14 protein-coding genes are annotated in these 16,636 nt (G+C 52.9%); 5 read left to right on the top strand and 9 right to left on the bottom strand.

From position 1 onward, the window contains the following. The first annotated feature begins 22 nt into the window (after positions 1–22). Both NQH49_RS04970 and queC read left to right on the top strand, forming a co-directional pair. Complete coding sequence (locus NQH49_RS04970) at positions 23–1,738, top strand: SgrR family transcriptional regulator (protein ID WP_256695805.1); 1,716 nt, start codon at positions 23–25, stop codon at positions 1,736–1,738. Positions 1,739–1,764: 26 nt separating this feature from the next. Continuing rightward, entirely contained in the window at positions 1,765–2,460 is a 696-nt protein-coding gene (gene queC, locus NQH49_RS04965; protein WP_256695804.1) for a 7-cyano-7-deazaguanine synthase QueC, read from the top strand. A gap of 37 nt (positions 2,461–2,497) precedes the next feature. Here queC and NQH49_RS04960 read toward each other — a convergent pair whose 3' ends face one another. The 9 genes from NQH49_RS04960 to bolA all read right to left on the bottom strand — a co-directional run bounded on the left by NQH49_RS04960 (position 2,498) and on the right by bolA (position 12,887). Next, positions 2,498–2,905, bottom strand: a complete 408-nt coding sequence (locus NQH49_RS04960; protein WP_256695802.1) for a YbgC/FadM family acyl-CoA thioesterase — start codon at positions 2,903–2,905, stop codon at positions 2,498–2,500. A gap of 101 nt (positions 2,906–3,006) precedes the next feature. Beyond that, the gene (locus tag NQH49_RS04955; RefSeq protein WP_008103924.1) at positions 3,007–3,330 is read right to left on the bottom strand and encodes a ComEA family DNA-binding protein; all 324 of its coding nucleotides are present in this window, start codon (positions 3,328–3,330) and stop codon (positions 3,007–3,009) included. 140 nt (positions 3,331–3,470) lie between these two features. Beyond that, positions 3,471–5,339 (bottom strand): peptidylprolyl isomerase, encoded by a 1,869-nt coding sequence (gene ppiD / locus NQH49_RS04950; RefSeq protein WP_154191760.1) that lies wholly within the window; start codon positions 5,337–5,339, stop codon positions 3,471–3,473. Between the two features lie 237 nt (positions 5,340–5,576). Continuing rightward, the gene (hupB, locus tag NQH49_RS04945) at positions 5,577–5,849 is read right to left on the bottom strand and encodes a nucleoid-associated protein HU-beta (protein ID WP_036648244.1); all 273 of its coding nucleotides are present in this window, start codon (positions 5,847–5,849) and stop codon (positions 5,577–5,579) included. A 213-nt stretch (positions 5,850–6,062) separates the two neighbouring features. Beyond that, on the bottom strand, positions 6,063–8,417 hold the full coding sequence (gene lon, locus NQH49_RS04940) for an endopeptidase La (RefSeq protein ID WP_101762422.1): 2,355 nt from the start codon (positions 8,415–8,417) through the stop codon (positions 6,063–6,065). Between the two features lie 188 nt (positions 8,418–8,605). Further along, entirely contained in the window at positions 8,606–9,877 is a 1,272-nt protein-coding gene (clpX, locus tag NQH49_RS04935) for an ATP-dependent protease ATP-binding subunit ClpX (RefSeq protein ID WP_008103932.1), read from the bottom strand. Positions 9,878–10,006: 129 nt separating this feature from the next. Further along, a complete protein-coding gene (clpP, locus tag NQH49_RS04930; protein ID WP_008103933.1) occupies positions 10,007–10,630 on the bottom strand; it encodes an ATP-dependent Clp endopeptidase proteolytic subunit ClpP in 624 nt (207 codons plus the stop codon). Positions 10,631–10,965: 335 nt separating this feature from the next. Next, positions 10,966–12,270, bottom strand: a complete 1,305-nt coding sequence (tig, locus tag NQH49_RS04925) for a trigger factor (protein WP_256695801.1) — start codon at positions 12,268–12,270, stop codon at positions 10,966–10,968. Positions 12,271–12,572: 302 nt separating this feature from the next. Then, positions 12,573–12,887 (bottom strand): transcriptional regulator BolA, encoded by a 315-nt coding sequence (gene bolA, locus NQH49_RS04920; RefSeq protein ID WP_008103937.1) that lies wholly within the window; start codon positions 12,885–12,887, stop codon positions 12,573–12,575. A 267-nt stretch (positions 12,888–13,154) separates the two neighbouring features. Here bolA and NQH49_RS04915 point away from each other — a divergent pair, with 267 nt between their 5' ends. The 3 genes from NQH49_RS04915 (at position 13,155) to cyoA (ending at position 16,636) form a co-directional block, all read left to right on the top strand. After that, complete coding sequence (locus NQH49_RS04915; RefSeq protein ID WP_256695800.1) at positions 13,155–13,733, top strand: lipoprotein; 579 nt, start codon at positions 13,155–13,157, stop codon at positions 13,731–13,733. 54 nt (positions 13,734–13,787) lie between these two features. Next, entirely contained in the window at positions 13,788–15,278 is a 1,491-nt protein-coding gene (ampG, locus tag NQH49_RS04910) for a muropeptide MFS transporter AmpG (protein ID WP_256695798.1), read from the top strand. Positions 15,279–15,709: 431 nt separating this feature from the next. Continuing rightward, complete coding sequence (gene cyoA / locus NQH49_RS04905) at positions 15,710–16,636, top strand: cytochrome o ubiquinol oxidase subunit II (protein WP_101762426.1); 927 nt, start codon at positions 15,710–15,712, stop codon at positions 16,634–16,636.

The following is a 16,636-nucleotide window of genomic DNA, read 5'->3' as shown; positions in this document are numbered from 1 at the left end:
AAAAACTGTTCCGGGTTTAGCGATGCGCGAACTTCATCGGGTTAATCAATTCCAGCGCCTGTGGCAACTTAGCCACGGCGAAACGCAACGCCTCAGCGTCGCTGCGATGGCGCAACACTGCTTTTGCAGCGAGCGCCATGTGCGCACGCTGCTGCGGCAGTGGCAGGATGCCGGCTGGCTGAACTGGCGCGGAGAATCCGGGCGTGGTAAACAGGGCGAGCTGACTTTCCTGGTGTCGCCGGAGCAGCTGCGCCAGCAGCTGTTAACGCAGCAACTCGATGCTGGCGAGGCGGTACAGGCATTGCAGGTGCTGGATCTGCATCCCGAGCGATTAGTGAAAATGTTGCGGCCGCTAATGGGCGGTCAGTGGCAGAATCAATCGCCGGTGCTGCGCATTCCTTATTACCGCGCGATGGAGCCGCTGCGTCCGCTACAGCTAACCGGACGCGCCGAGCAACATCTGGCGCGCCAGGTTTTCTCGGGGCTTACGCGCTTTCGCGATAACGATGTTGAAGGCGATATCGCTCACCATTGGCAGCACGATGCCAGCGGCCGTGACTGGTACTTTTGGCTGCGCCCGCAGCTTAGCTGGCACAACGATGAACCGGTGCAGGCGGCGCAGTTGGTTGAGCAGTTGCAGCAGATCATGCTATCCCCGCGCGGCTCGCGGCTGCTGGCAGCGATTGAACGGATTGAAGCGCCGCATCCGCTGGCGATACACATACAACTGCGTGAAAGCGATTACTGGCTGCCGCAGCGGCTGGCGCACCAATTCAGTCTGTTACCTCATCCTGAATTCGCCGATGTCGGTAGCGGGCCGTGGAAACTCACGCATTTCACCGCCGAAATGGTGCGGCTGGAGAGCCATGCGCGCTGGCATCTGCAGCGCCCATTGATCCAGCGTATGGAATACTGGATCACGCCGCAGCTGTTTGATCGTGATCTCGGCACCAGCTGTAGCCATCCGGTACAAATCGCCATTGGCGATCCTGACGAGCTCGGTTCGCTGCGTCCGGTTGATCGCAGTATCAGCCTGGGATTTTGCTATCTGGCGCCACGCATCTCGGCGCACTTCAGTGCCGAACAGGCCCAATCGCTGATTGCCCTGATTCAGCGCAGCGGCGTGATTCAGCAATTGCCACTGGATGAGGGGTTGATTACACCGAGCCATGAACTGCTGCCTGGCTGGCCGGTACCGCGCGCAGTAAGAGAGAGAATTTCACTGCCGCCGACGCTAACGCTGCATTACCACCTGCCGGTCGAACTGCATGTGATGGCGCAGGCGTTGATTCCACTGCTGGCACAACACGGCTGCACCCTCACCTGCGTCTTCCATGACGTAAAAAGCTGGCGCGACGATATCGATCTCAGTGAGGCCGATGTGGTGATGGGCGATCGGCTGATTGGCGATGCACCGCTGTTTACGCTGGTGAACTGGCTGGAGAACGATCCGGTCTGGCATCCGCTGCGCGAACAGGTCCTGCAAACGCCGCTGAGCGCCATTGCCCAACAGCCTGATGCATTGCAGCGTAGCGAACTGACTCAGCAACTGTTTCAGCAGCTGATGTGCGACGGCCATTTACTGCCGCTGTTTAACTATCGCTATCAGGTATTTGCCCCGCCCGGCGTGGAAGGCATCCAGCTGAATAGCCTGGGCTGGTTTGATTTCACCCGCGCCTGGATTCCGCCGCCAACCACAGCTAGCGCTGTTCAGCCTGCGTCCGAGCCAGTACCATAAGCGCACTGATTTTTGGGGAAGAAAAAATGAAACGAGCCGTTGTGGTATTCAGTGGCGGACAAGACTCCACCACCTGTTTGATTCAGGCGCTGCAACACTATGATGAAGTGCATTGCGTTACTTTTGATTACGGCCAGCGCCATCGTGAAGAGATCGAAGTTGCGGCAGAACTGTCACACAAGCTTGGCGCACGGGCGCACAAAGTGCTCGACGTTACGCTGCTCAATGAGTTAGCCGTCAGCAGCCTGACGCGCGACAACATTCCCGTGCCAACTTACGATCCGAATGCCAGCGGTTTGCCGAGCACCTTTGTGCCGGGCCGCAATATTCTGTTCCTGACGCTGGCATCCATTTATGCCTATCAGGTGGAAGCTGAAGCGGTGATCACCGGCGTATGCGAAACCGACTTCTCAGGCTATCCGGATTGCCGAGATGAGTTTGTTAAAGCACTCAATAGCGCGGTCAGCCTCGGCATGGCGCGCAATATTCGCTTTGAAACGCCGCTGATGTGGCTGAACAAAGCCGAAACCTGGGCGCTGGCCGATTACTGGCAGCAGCTGCCGCTGGTACGCGCTGAAACGCTTACCTGCTACAACGGCGTAAAAGGTGATGGTTGCGGTGAATGCGCGGCCTGCCATCTACGCGCCCGTGGCCTGGCAGATTATCAGGCGAATGCGTCAGCGGTGATGGCAGCGATGAAAGAGAAAAGCGGCCTCAACTGATTCAGACCGCAGGGTAAACTGGCGTCATCGGCGCCAGTTATTCATTTTCGACCATCAACGATGCCAGACGCTGGTGTAACTCCCCTTCCAACGGCACCGCTTTTTGCGTGCGCAAATCGATACAGACAAAGGTCAGTGCGGCATCCGACACCACCGAATTATCACTCGCCAGCAAGACACGCTGCGTAATGATGCCGCTTTTACCGCCGAGCTGAGATACTTCACTTTCAATGTTCAGTACGTCGCCCAATACCGCCGGACGACGATAGTTGATGTTGATATTCACCACCACAAACGCCAGCTGCTGCTCCATCAGCCAATGAAACGCATCGACATCCTCCAGCCACTGCCAGCGCGCCTCTTCCAGAAACTCCAGATAGCGCGCGTTATTCACGTGCTGATAAACATCCAGATGATAACCGCGCACTTTAATTGTGGTTTGCATTATTGCTCCTGTTCAGGCTGAGAATGACAACTGGTAAGACCTGTTGAGCATAGCACAGCCTGAATCCGGGCTTTTTCAATCCTTCAAAGTCGCGAGACGCTTCACAGTTTAAGCCGAGCGCTGTTGCGCTCAATCAGTGCGCTACCGATACCCGGCACCTCCTTGAGTTGTTCAATGGCGGTAAACGGGCCGTATTGTTCGCGATAACTGACAATGGCCTGCGCTTTCTTCAGTCCGATGCCGTTCATACCGGCTGCGAGCTGTTCGGCTGTGGCTGAATTGATGCTGACCTGTCCTTCGTTTGGCGTGGAGACTTGCGTCGCCTGCGTTTCACTGGGACTTTCGGCAGCCGCCAGTCCGGTGGTATAAACTGCGCCGCCCAGCGCCAGCGTAATGCAGAGAGCTTGAAACGTTGATTTCACCATGCTGTGTTTCTCCTTGTGTTTGACAGCACCAGCAGGGTGTCACAGCTCAATTCAACGCTCAAAAGGACAATCACAGAAATGGAAAAGGCCGCATAAGCGGCCTTTCGGGTATTGCAGTGGTTTAACTTTTTTTGTGAGGCTTACTGGTTTTGTGCGGCGGCGCCGTACTTAATCTTCGCCTCTTTACGCAGGTTTTCCAGCAGCGCTTCAAAGGCAATTTGCGCGTTATTTTGCGTTACGCCTTTCACCATCTCATCGATCTGCGCCTGCGGCATGTTGCCCGCGCTCACTTTATCCAGCGCGATCAGCACCACATTGCCCTGCATATCTTCACTCACGCCCCACGACGGTTTATTGTCGGCAGGTTGCGGCAGATTGAAGGCCGACTGAGCCACCGGATCCTGCGCATTGCGATCAAACGATTTGCTGGCGCTGAGCGTTAAGCCTGCAGCCTTCAGTGCATCTGCTTTACCGGCTTTCAAATCGGCCAGCAGTTTGTCTGCCTGCGCTTTTGCCTGCTGCGTTGCTTTATCATGCTTCAGCGAGTCGACGATCTGCGCTTTCACCTGATCCAACGGCTTCACCGCTTCCGGTTTGTGCTCGCTGATACGCAGCACAAAGGCACGATCGCCATCCACAGAGATGATGTCGGAGTTGTTACCCGGCGCACCATTCTGGCCCACTAAACCACCGTTGAAGATGGCTTGCTTAACCTGATCGAAGTTCAACTCGTCTGGCAGGTTATCGCGGGTGATCCAATTGGTTTCTACCACTTTCAGGCCGGAAGCCTGCGCCGCGCCGGCCAACGATTCGTTATCGTTGCTGGCTGCTTCGCTCACTTTCTGCTGAATTTTGTAGAAGGCATCAACCGCTTTCTCTTGCTTCACTTTATCGGCAACGATGTCATGAACATCGGCCAGCGGTTTAACCTGCTCCGGCTGAATATCATCCAGACGCACCACGAGGTAGCCAACCGATGATTTGATGGCACCGGAAAGCTGGCCTTTCTGCGTCAGATTGGCGTTTTTCAGCTCGTCTGGCGTGGTGCTCGGCTCCAGCCAACCCATATCGCCACCTTTGCGGGCTGAGATTGGGTCGATAGATTTGCTTTTCGCCAGCGCGGCGAAATCTTCGCCTTTCTTCAATGCATCAACCACGGCGTTAGCATCGGCTTCCGTCTTAGTCTGAATCACGCTGTAGCGATTACGCTGTGGCTGTGAATAATCCGCTTTGTGTTGATCGTACCAGCTCTGAATGTCTGCTTCGCTGGCCGTTTCCTGCATGCTTGCGGCATCCATTTTGATATAGCTCACGCGGAACTGCTCAGGCGCCATGAAGCTATTCTGATGCTGCTGGTAATACTGGCTGACTTCGTCGTCGCTGACCGTTTGTTTGGCCGCAAGCGCGTTGACATCAATCACCGCCTGACGCACTTCACGCTGCTGGGACACCAGATCCACCAGCTTGCTGGTTTCGCCTTTCAGCATGAAATCAGTGTTAGCAATCGCATTAATCAGCTGCTGCGTCGCCAGCTGCTTGCGCAGCGCTTCAGCATACTGATCAGCCGTGAAGCCCATGCTGGTGATCAGGCCGCTATATTTGGCGTTGTCGAATTTACCGTTGGTCTGGAAAGCTTTCTGATTGAAGATCGCCTGTTTTACCTGATCATCGCTGATGCCGATGTGCAGATCTTTGATGTACTGATCAAGTAACGCCTGATCAATCAGCTGCGACAGCGCCTGCTGACGCATCTGCTGCATATAGCCTTCGTTGCTGGCTAACTGCGAGAACTGATCGCCCAGCATCTGCTGCTGACGATTGCGCTCGTTGTTAAAACCCTGCTCCAGCTCTGCACGACTGATCTCGTGGCCGTTCACTTTGGCAGCATAATCACCGCCGCCACCGATCAGGTAGTTGCCCACCCCGGTGAGTACGAAAGACAGGATGATCAATCCCAGAATAATCTTGAGCACGACATGATTCGACGCCGCGCGTAAATTGTCCATCATGGTATGACAACACTCCGCTGTAGTGTGAATGTAAAGCTCTAACACGATGTCATCATCGTGCAACTGCTGTTCAGGCTGGCAGTTGGCAACCATGCGGAGACAACAACCAAAGGCTATCGTCGCGCATCAAGAATAAAAAAGGCACATCAAAAATGATGTGCCCGTATGTTACATGAGAACGGCTTTTGCGTCCTCAATCCACGGAAGAAAATGCTTCAATGGATGTATCAGCGGTCATTAATTGACGGAATCTTTCAGTGCTTTACCTGCACGGAAGCCCGGAACTTTACCAGCCGGAATGGTGAGCTCTTTACCCGTTTGTGGGTTACGGCCGGTGCGAGCTGCACGCTCACGTACAGAGAAAGTACCGAAACCAACCAGTGCCACTTCATCTCCGCCTTTCAGAGCTTCGGTAACGGAGTCCATGAATGCATCTAAAACACGTCCCGCTGCTGCTTTAGAAATATCAGCATCTGCAGCAATTTTGTCGATCAACTGTGACTTATTCACTCTCTTCATCCCCTCTTTTATTATTCACATCGCACCCGCGCTTCCCGCCCGGTGCGAACGCGCAGCCAGTTATATCAAGCCTGTGGAGCTGAAACAACGGTATTCATCTCAATCGTTGATCCAGCAGCCCACTAAGTTAGCGGCACAAAAAAAAGCTGGCAAGCACCATTTTGCCTGCCAGCTTCGCTTTTTAGCGGTTTATGTCGCTAATCACTATTTTGCGGTCGCAACCTGCATGCCGTAAGGCGCATTTTCCAGTGCCAGGTTCAGCACTTCTTCAATACGCTTCACCGGATGAATCTCGAGATCGGCAATCACGTTCTGTGGAATATCTTCCAAATCGCGCTTGTTTTCGTCCGGGATCAGCACGGTTTTGATGCCGCCACGGTGTGCCGCGAGCAACTTCTCTTTCAGGCCACCAATCGGCAGAACCAAGCCACGCAGGGTGATTTCACCGGTCATCGCCACATCAGAACGCACCGGGTTGCCGGTTAAGCATGACACTAGCGCGGTGCACATGGCGATACCGGCGCTCGGACCATCTTTCGGCGTCGCACCTTCGGGTACGTGCACGTGGATGTCACGTTTCTCGTAGAAATCACCGTTGATGCCCAGTTTCTCTGCACGCGCGCGCACCACAGTCAGCGCCGCCTGAATCGATTCCTGCATCACTTCGCCCAGCGAACCGGTATACGTCAGCTTACCTTTACCTGGCACGCAGGCGGTTTCGATGGTCAGCAGATCGCCGCCCACTTCCGTCCACGCCAGACCGGTCACCTGACCCACACGGCTTTCGCTCTCTGCGCGACCATAATCAAAGCGCTGCACGCCAAGGAAATCCTTAAGGTTATCGCCATTGATCACGATGTGCTTTTTCGACTTATCCATCAGCAGCGCTTTTACTGCTTTACGGCACAGCTTGGAGAGTTCGCGCTCCAGACTACGCACGCCCGCTTCACGGGTGTAGTAGCGGATGATACCAACAATCGCGCTGTCGTCGACGGTGATCTCTTTCTCTTTCAGCGCATTGCGTTCAATCTGCTTCGGCAGCAAATGTTGCTTCGCGATGTTCAGCTTTTCATCTTCGGTATAACCGGAGAGACGAATCACTTCCATACGGTCGAGCAACGGCGCCGGGATGTTCATGGAGTTTGAAGTCGCCACGAACATCACGTCAGAGAGATCGTAATCCACTTCCAGGTAGTGATCGTTAAACGCGATGTTCTGCTCAGGATCCAGCACCTCAAGCAGCGCTGAAGCCGGATCGCCACGCATGTCAGAAGACATTTTGTCGATCTCATCCAGCAGGAACAGCGGGTTTTTAACGCCCACTTTTGCCATTTTCTGGATCAGCTTGCCTGGCATAGAACCGATGTAGGTACGACGATGTCCGCGGATTTCCGCTTCATCACGCACGCCACCCAGCGCCATACGCACGTATTTACGTCCGGTAGCTTTAGCAATCGACTGTCCCAGCGAGGTTTTACCCACGCCTGGCGGTCCAACAAGGCACAGAATTGGGCCTTTAATTTTGCTGACGCGACTCTGCACCGCAAGATACTCAAGGATGCGGTCTTTGACGCGTTCCAGACCGTAATGGTCGATATCCAACGTTTCCTGCGCTTTACGCAGGTCTTTTTTCACCTTGCTGCGCGCCACCCACGGAACCTGAACCATCCAGTCGATGTAGCCACGCACCACGGTCGCTTCTGCAGACATCGGCGACATCATCTTCAGCTTCTGCAGCTCAGCTTCGGCTTTTTCACGCGCTTCGGTCGGCATTTTGGCCGCTTCAATCTTACGTTTCAGCGCCTCGTACTCATCCGGCGCATCATCCATTTCGCCCAGCTCTTTCTGAATGGCTTTCATTTGCTCATTCAGATAGTACTCACGCTGGCTTTTCTCCATCTGCTTTTTAACGCGGTTGCGAATACGCTTCTCAACCTGCAGCAGATCGATTTCTGATTCCATCATCGCCATCAGATATTCCAGACGTTCATTGACGTCGGACATCTCCAGCACGGACTGTTTATCAGCCAGTTTCAGCGGCATATGCGCTGCGACGGTATCGGCCAAACGGGCCGCATCGTCGATGCTGTTGAGGGAGGTTAAGACCTCAGGTGGGATTTTTTTATTGAGCTTGATGTAGCCTTCAAACTGGTTGATGGCCGTGCGTACCAGCACTTCCTGCTCGCGCTCTTCAATTTCTGGCGAGACAAGGTATTCGGCCTGGGCAACGAAATGGTCGCCATTATCAGCCAGCGTGGTGATGTGCGCGCGTTGTAAACCTTCAACCAGCACTTTTACCGTGCCATCTGGAAGTTTCAGCATCTGCAATACAGAAGCGACGGTCCCTACTGAGAAGAGATCGTTAATGCCAGGTTCATCCGTTGAAGCCTCTTTCTGTGCAACCAGCATGATCTTTTTATCATGATCCATTGCGGCTTCGAGGCACCGAATCGATTTTTCCCGACCAACAAACAACGGAATTACCATGTGCGGATAAACCACCACGTCGCGCAACGGCAACACGGGGATTTCAATGCGTTCAGAACGCTCAGGATTCATAGAGCTCTCTCTTAGTTTAATGTCCGCCAGGTGATGGGTACCGCGCAATAGAGGTTTTGCAGTTAAACCCACAGGATATTGAGTATATGGGGATGCTTGTACGACATTCAATGTCACTGGCGAGAGAAAAACAAAAGGGGAAAGATTTTTCCCCTTTTTTAAGATAACAACGTGGTGCGATTGTTTATTTATTCACCAGAAGCCTGGGCTTCATGCTTTCCATAAATCAACATCGGCTCAGATTGTCCTTCAATCACCGACTCATCAATCACTACTTTTTCAACGTCATCCATTGAAGGCAGGTCGTACATGGTTTCAAGTAGCGCACCTTCAACGATAGAACGCAGACCACGCGCACCGGTTTTGCGTGACATCGCTTTTTTAGCGATCGCCGTTAAGGCTTCGTCACGGAATTCCAGCTCCACACCTTCCAGATTGAACAGCGCCTGATACTGTTTGGTCAGTGCGTTCTTCGGCTCACGCAGGATCTGAATCAGCGCTTCTTCACTCAGTTCGCTCAGCGTCGCCACAACCGGCAGACGACCAATGAACTCAGGAATCAAGCCAAACTTGATCAAATCTTCTGGCTCAACCTGCGACAGCAATTCGCCTTCGCTCGCCTTCTGGGATTTGCCCTTCACGGTTGCGCCGAAGCCGATGCCGGATCCGGTTTCAACACGCTGGGAAATCACCTTATCGAGACCGGCGAATGCGCCACCACAGATAAACAGAATCTTGGAGGTATCAACCTGCAAGAACTCCTGCTGTGGATGTTTGCGTCCGCCCTGCGGCGGTACGGCAGCTACGGTACCTTCAATCAATTTCAACAGCGCTTGCTGTACGCCTTCGCCCGATACGTCACGTGTGATCGACGGGTTGTCAGACTTACGAGAAATCTTGTCGATTTCATCGATGTAGACAATGCCGCGCTGCGCTTTCTGCACATCGTAATCACACTTCTGCAGCAGCTTCTGGATGATGTTTTCAACGTCCTCACCCACGTAACCCGCTTCGGTCAGCGTGGTGGCATCCGCCATGGTGAAAGGCACATCCAGCAAGCGCGCCAGCGTTTCTGCCAACAGTGTTTTACCGCTACCGGTTGGACCGATCAGCAAAATGTTACTTTTGCCCAGTTCAATGCCGTTGCTGGTATCGCCATTACGCAAGCGTTTGTAGTGGTTATATACCGCTACTGCCAACACTTTCTTCGCCCTTTCCTGACCAATAACATAATCATCAAGGTGATGGCGGATTTCATGCGGCGTCGGCAGTGAGCTACGCTCGCGATGCGGCGCAACTTCCTTAATCTCTTCACGAATAATGTCGTTGCAAAGATCAACGCACTCATCGCAAATGTACACTGACGGCCCGGCAATTAGCTTACGGACTTCATGCTGGCTTTTGCCGCAGAAAGAGCAGTACAGCAACTTACCTGAACCGTCTTTGCGCTTATCTGTCATCAGCTAACCTCTTTTCTTTCTCAGACCAAATTTGTTGTACGGCGCTGGCCGTACATCAACGGCCGATATGCATTCAACCCATCTGCCTGCTCCCCGTTAACTATAGCGTAAGGGGCAAGCAGATGTGTCTTATTGGCGATGCGTCAGGATTGAGTCGACTAAGCCATACTCAACCGCTTCGCTCGCAGAGAGGAAACGATCGCGCTCGGTGTCGCGTTCAATCTCTTCCAGCGATTTGCCCGTGTGCTCAGCCATTAACTCATTCATGCGCTGCTTCACTTTCAGAATTTCACGCGCATGGATTTCGATATCCGTCGCCTGGCCCTGATAGCCGCCCAACGGCTGATGAATCATCACACGTGAATTAGGCAAGCAGAAGCGTTTGCCTTTGGTGCCTGCGGTCAGCAGGAACGCACCCATTGAACAAGCCTGCCCCATACAAATGGTGCTGACATCGGGCTTAATAAACTTCATTGTGTCATAAATCGACATTCCAGCAGTAATCACGCCGCCTGGCGAGTTAATGTAGAGGTAAATGTCTTTTTCAGGATTCTCAGCTTCCAGAAACAGCATCTGCGCCACGATCAGGTTAGCCATATGATCTTCAACCTGACCGGTCAGGAAGATCACACGCTCTTTGAGCAGGCGAGAGTAGATGTCGTAAGAACGCTCGCCGCGCGAGGTTTGTTCGACCACCATTGGCACCAGCGCCATGTGCGGTGCAGTAAATTCACGATCGCCACTGTATGACATTACCGTCTCCTGATAAATTTCATTGGCAACATTCTGTACCGATTTTACGTAAGCCGAGGCGCAAACGCTACGTGCCACGGCCTCAAACCGAAATAACAACCCGGTTAATCAGTCAGTCTCACTGTTTTCATGCATTCTCCCTGTATCTGGGGATGCTGCCCAGTTGTTTCAAGCATAACAACCTTTTGCCCATTCGCTAACACGGAAAAAGAGCTTAGCGGATAATTTGCCGATTAATTAAGCAAATAGAGGACAAATCCGTGTACTTAGCGCCAGAAACGAAAAAGCCCGCGACTTTTCAGTCACGGGCTTAGCACTAACGGTTAACGAATGAATCAGGCCGCAGAGGTCTGGTTCATCAGTTCCTGGAAGTTAGTGGCTTTATCGGTCACTTTCGCTTTCGCCAGTACCGCTTCAACCGCTTGCTCTTCCAGAGCCACGTTGCGCATGTTGTTCATCAGCTCGCTGTTCTTGCTGTAGAACTCGATCACTTCCTGCGGATCTTCGTACGCAGAAGCCATCTCTTCGATCAGCGTCTTAACGCGATCTTCATCAGCCTGCAGTTCGTTGATGCGAATCACTTCGCCCAACAGCAGACCAACCACTACGCGACGTTTAGCCTGCTCTTCGAACAGTTCACGTGGCAGTTCCAGCGCTTGCTTCTCGTTACCACCAAAACGCTGTGCAGCCTGACGACGCAGAACGTCGATTTCGCTGTCGATCAGTGCAACCGGAACGTCGATGTCGTTGGCGTTAACCAGACCGTCGATTGCCTGCGTCTTCACGCGGTTACGGATAGCACCTTTCAGCTCGCGTTCCATGTTCTTACGCACTTCTGCACGCAGACCGGCAACTGAACCATCTTCCACGCCAAAGCGCTTGATGAACTCTTCAGTCAGCTCTGGCAGTTCGCGGGTTTCAACTTTCTTCAGCACGATGTCGAACTTCGCATCTTTACCTTTCAGGTTTTCTGCGTGGTAATCGTCTGGGAATTTCACGTCGATAGTGAAGGTTTCGCCGGCTTTATGGCCAACAACGCCCTCTTCGAAGCCTGGGATCATACGACCCTGGCCCATTGCCAGCACGAAGTCAGAGGCTTTGCCGCCTTCAAACTCTTCGCCGTCAACAGAACCGCTGAAGTCGATGGTCGCGCGATCTTCAGCAGTCGCTGCTGCATCGCTCTCTTTCCAGGTCGCCTGCTGCTTCTGCAGGGTTTCCAGCATGGTATCAACGTCAGCGTCAGTCACTTCGACTACTGGCTTCTCGACTTCGATTGCGTCCAGGCCTTTCAGCTCAACTTCTGGATACACTTCGAACTCTACCGCGTAGGTGAAGTCTTCGCCTTCTTTATATTCGCCCGGCACATAGTTTGGTGCGCCAGCCGGATTGATTTTCTCTTTAATGATGGCGTCAACGAAGTTGCGCGTCATCAGCTCGCCCAGCACGTCCTGGCGAACAGAAGCACCGTAGCGCTGAGAAATGATGTGTGCCGGCACTTTGCCTTTACGGAAACCGTCGATACGGACTTTCTTAGCCACTTCCACCAGTTCTTTCTTCACTGCGCTTTCGATGCTGTCAGCTGCAACAGTAATCGAAATGCGACGGCCCAGACCCTGAGTGGTTTCTACTGAAACTGTCATCTTGTTACCTCAAAAAATCACGTGCTCGGTCAACTTCAGACACCACACATAAAATGCGCCGTATCCAACAACCGGGACGGCCTCTGCAGGCAGAACCTAATCCCTGTCACCAGAAGCGTCCCGAAGACATTCCGGAAAAATAGACGCAGCATTATAGCGGCATCGCTGGAATGAGTCGAGGCTGCAAACTCACCACTTTTTAGCGGTTTTGCTGCTTTTTTGCGCCGTAGATCGCGTTTGAGTGTAATAAATGAAATGAAAACGGCCCGCAGGCCGTTTTTGGAGATGTGAAAGTAGGGAATTCAGGCAAGCGTGCCAGCACCGCGACAATTCGGTGAAGCCAAAACCGTATCCTGCAATCCATCCCACTCTTTTTGTGTGTAAGTATGCAGTGCCAGCGCGTGTACGCTGCCCGCCAATTCGGTTGCCAGTTCGCCATAAATAGCGCGATGACGTTGCAGAAAGCGCTGACCGGTAAATCGATCGCTGACAATCACCACTTTAAAGTGACTTTCAGAACCGGCGGGCACGTTATGACGGTAGCTTTCATCGTGCACTTCAAGATGTGCAGGTTCGAAAGCGTTACGCAACTTTTCTTCTATTTGTTCGCGAATCATGATTAACACTCCTTTCCGGCGAGCGCTGTGCCCATCTGTTTAAATATTAGTAGGTTTTTTACCGCTTCCGCAGCTTGGCCGTAAATAAATCCGTCAGCGCTGCGCATAGTAACCTGCTTATCTCGCAGGTCAACCGGCTGGCGTTTCATCCTGTCCGAAAAAAGCCTTTACAATCAATTTCCATTGGCCCGGGGCTTTTTTCACCGCTGCGCAATGCTATGATGGCCGCAGTTTTGCAAACCAACCCATATGCTAACGAGAATGAGTATGTTGAAAAAACTGTTATTCCCTCTGCTGGCTGCTTTTATTTTGGCCGGCTGTGCCAGCAACACCACCACGTTGGATATTCAACCGAAGATTCAACTGCCGCAGCAAGATCCCAGCCTGATGGGCGTCACCATCAGCGTTAACGGTGCCGATCAACGTTCCGATCAGGCGCTGGCAAAAGTGAACCGTGATGGTCAGTTGATCACGCTGACACCCTCCCGCGATCTGCGCTTCCTGCTGCAGGAAGTGTTAGAGAAGCAGATGACGTCGCGCGGCTACATGATTGGCCCAAGCGGTGCCGTTGATCTGCAGATCGTGGTGAATGGTCTGTACGCTGATGTGACACAAGGCAACGTGCGCTACAGCATCACCACCAAGGCAGATATCTCCATCATCGCCACCGCGAAAAACGGTAACAAGCAGGTGAAAAACTATCGCCAGACTTACAGCGTAGAAGGCGCGTTTACCGCCACCAACGCGAAGATCACCAACGCGGTTAACTCAACGCTGAGTGACGTGATTGCTGATATGGCGCAGGACACCAGCGTTCACAACTTCATCAAGCAGAACGCCCGCTAATTTCCGCAGTCATTTGCCCGGCGACGCCTCGCCGGGCTTCATTTCAGGTTGGCTATGACATCTCACTATCTGCGTATTTTTACCCAACGTAATGCGGCGGTATTGCTGCTGCTGGGTTTTGCCTCAGGCTTACCGCTGGCGTTAACTGCCGGGACGTTACAGGCGTGGATGACGGTAGAGAATGTTGACCTGAAAACCATCGGTTTCTTCTCCCTTGTCGGCCAGGCTTACGTGTTTAAGTTCCTGTGGTCGCCGATGATGGATCGCTATACGCCACCGTTTCTTGGTCGCCGTCGCGGCTGGCTGCTGGTCACGCAGCTGGCGCTGATTGGCGGCATTATCGCCATGGGCTTTATGCAGCCATCGCGTGACTTGACGCTGCTGGCCGCGCTCGCAGTGCTGGTTGCCTTCTGTTCGGCCTCGCAGGATATCGTGTTTGATGCCTGGAAAACCGATGTGCTGCCGCCGGAAGAGCGCGGCAGCGGCGCGGCAATCACCGTTCTGGGCTATCGTCTGGCGATGTTGATTTCAGGCGGGCTGGCGCTGTGGTTAGCGGATCGCTATCTCGGCTGGCAAGCCACTTACTGGCTGATGGCGCTGCTGATGGTGCCGGGCCTGATCGCCACCTTGCTGGCGAAAGAGCCGGAGATGCCGGCGCGCGAACCGCATTCGCTTCGCCAGGCCGTGACATTCCCGCTAAAAGACTTTTTCCAGCGTAATAACGCCTGGCTGCTGATCACGCTGATTATCCTTTATAAGCTCGGCGATGCGTTTGCCGCCTCGCTCACCACCACGTTCCTTATTCGCGGCGTCGGTTTTAGCGCTGGCGATGTCGGTCTGGTGAACAAAACGCTTGGCCTTTTGGCCACCATCATCGGCGCACTGTACGGCGGCGTACTAATGCAGCGCCTGAGTTTGTTCCGCGCCCTGATGATATTCGGCGTACTGCAAGCGGTGTCGAACTTTGCTTACTGGTTGCTGGCGGTGACGCCACCGCACTTGTGGAGCATGGCGAGCGCGGTGTTTATTGAAAATCTGTGCGGCGGCATGGGCACTGCGGCTTTTGTCGCGTTGTTGATGACGCTGTGCAACAAATCCTTCTCAGCAACGCAGTTCGCACTGCTTTCTGCCCTCTCCGCCGTGGGCCGTGTTTACGTCGGTCCCGCTGCCGGTTGGCTGGTTGAACTGTGGGGCTGGCCGACCTTCTATGCCTTCACCGTGTTTGCTGGCGTACCGGGATTGCTGCTGTTGTGGCTGTGTCGCGGTACCTTGCACAGCATGCAGCAGAGCGGGGAGTTTGTGATGCGCAGCTTGTGGCCGCAAGGTTACCGCTGGACGGTGCGTCTGTTCAGCATCGGCTGCGGCTTGCTGGCACTGTGGCTGCTGGCATTAGCACTCAACGCCAGCGGAGTTGTGCAGATCAATGCGCTGCTCACGCCGATGTTTGAAGCCGGCATGGCATTCGCGCTGTTGGCTGTCGCACTTGGGGTTATTTTGGATAGTTTGGCATTAAAAAAGCGTCGCGGGAAAATCTGGGTTAAGTAAGCCAATTTTCGTGACGAAATAATCGGCTAAGAAATATCAGTCGCCGATTTTACCAATAGCATTTTTTTTAAAGCGAATTAGAAACATTAAATTAACAACTGCTGGCGAATATTTAAATCCGGTGCGCAATTACTTTGTATTAAAGACATCGCTGAAATGATGCAGAAATGTTAAATAAATGAGTATTAAGAGTACGGTTTATACTTTCCCTGATTTTTCTGCGGTTTCTACCATTGGTTTTTGTTATATTGATGCCAACTGCTTGTCGCAGTTAATAATTTGTCACCCTGCGTAACATCTGTGACACCCTTAGCAAAAGGTGTCAACAGCCTTCTGACACATCCTTAAGCTGGTTTACACTGCATAAACCTTCCCGTAAAATGCGCGCACACTTAAACGACAATAGAGCCCTTTGTCATTGAGGTCGTTAAATGAGACTCAGTAAATACAATAAAAGTTTGGGGATTTTGTCATTAATTGCAGGCGCTGTATTACTCAGTGGCTGCGATAGTGCGTTGTTAAATCCCAAAGGACAGATTGCACTGGAGCAACGTTCGTTGATTCTGACAGCTTTCGGCTTGATGATGATCGTCGTTATCCCGGCAGTCTTCATGGCAGTATTCTTTGCCTGGAAATATCGGGCAACCAATACTAACGCAACTTATAGCCCTAACTGGTCACACTCGAACAAAGTGGAAGCCGTGGTCTGGACCATTCCGATCCTGATCATTATCTTCCTCGGCGTTTTGACCTGGAAATCAACCCACGCGCTGGAGCCGAGCAAACCGCTGGTTTCTGACGTTAAACCGGTTGAGATCGACGTAGTGGCACTGGACTGGAAATGGCTGTTCATCTACCCGGAACAGGGTATTGCAACCGTTAACCAGATTGCCTTCCCGGCAAACACTCCGGTGAACTTCAAGATCACCTCCAACTCCGTGATGAACTCCTTCTTTATTCCTACTCTCGGCAGCCAGATCTACGCGATGGCCGGTATGCAGACCAAACTGCATCTGATCGCCAACGAGCCAGGAACATTTGACGGTATCTCTGCGAACTTCAGTGGTCGTGGTTTCTCTGGCATGAAGTTCAAAGCCATTGCAACTAAAGACGATGCGGAATTCCAGCAGTGGGTTGCCAAAGTTAAAGCGGCACCTAACGCGCTGAACACCATGGATGATTTCGAGAAACTGGCCACGCCAAGCGAAAATCACCCGGTGGAATATTTCTCAACGGCAAATCCAGAACTGTTCAAGCAAGTGATTGATAAGTTCATGATGAGCCACGGGAAGATGGACATGCCAGAACATAAAGGCATGGACATGAGTCACGCCGCTTCCGCGGGAGCCGAGGAATAA

The organism is Pantoea trifolii, assembly GCF_024506435.1.
In the GTDB taxonomy this organism is placed as follows: Bacteria; Pseudomonadota; Gammaproteobacteria; order Enterobacterales; family Enterobacteriaceae; genus Pantoea; species Pantoea trifolii.
The sequence above is the reverse complement of the archived record's forward strand: the minus strand, read 5'-3'. Positions and strand labels throughout refer to the sequence as shown.

What these genes read in the sequence shown, in the direction of transcription:
- ampG (WP_256695798.1), top strand. Translation starts at nt 13,788, where the DNA reads ATGACATCTCACTATCTGCGTATTTTTACCCAACGTAATGCGGCGGTA.
- clpP (WP_008103933.1), bottom strand. Translation starts at nt 10,630, where the DNA reads ATGTCATACAGTGGCGATCGTGAATTTACTGCACCGCACATGGCGCTG.
- ppiD (WP_154191760.1), bottom strand. Translation starts at nt 5,339, where the DNA reads ATGATGGACAATTTACGCGCGGCGTCGAATCATGTCGTGCTCAAGATT.
- clpX (WP_008103932.1), bottom strand. Translation starts at nt 9,877, where the DNA reads ATGACAGATAAGCGCAAAGACGGTTCAGGTAAGTTGCTGTACTGCTCT.
- tig (WP_256695801.1), bottom strand. Translation starts at nt 12,270, where the DNA reads ATGACAGTTTCAGTAGAAACCACTCAGGGTCTGGGCCGTCGCATTTCG.
- NQH49_RS04955 (WP_008103924.1), bottom strand. Translation starts at nt 3,330, where the DNA reads ATGGTGAAATCAACGTTTCAAGCTCTCTGCATTACGCTGGCGCTGGGC.
- queC (WP_256695804.1), top strand. Translation starts at nt 1,765, where the DNA reads ATGAAACGAGCCGTTGTGGTATTCAGTGGCGGACAAGACTCCACCACC.
- NQH49_RS04970 (WP_256695805.1), top strand. Translation starts at nt 23, where the DNA reads ATGCGCGAACTTCATCGGGTTAATCAATTCCAGCGCCTGTGGCAACTT.
- NQH49_RS04960 (WP_256695802.1), bottom strand. Translation starts at nt 2,905, where the DNA reads ATGCAAACCACAATTAAAGTGCGCGGTTATCATCTGGATGTTTATCAG.
- cyoA (WP_101762426.1), top strand. Translation starts at nt 15,710, where the DNA reads ATGAGACTCAGTAAATACAATAAAAGTTTGGGGATTTTGTCATTAATT.
- bolA (WP_008103937.1), bottom strand. Translation starts at nt 12,887, where the DNA reads ATGATTCGCGAACAAATAGAAGAAAAGTTGCGTAACGCTTTCGAACCT.
- lon (WP_101762422.1), bottom strand. Translation starts at nt 8,417, where the DNA reads ATGAATCCTGAGCGTTCTGAACGCATTGAAATCCCCGTGTTGCCGTTG.
- NQH49_RS04915 (WP_256695800.1), top strand. Translation starts at nt 13,155, where the DNA reads ATGTTGAAAAAACTGTTATTCCCTCTGCTGGCTGCTTTTATTTTGGCC.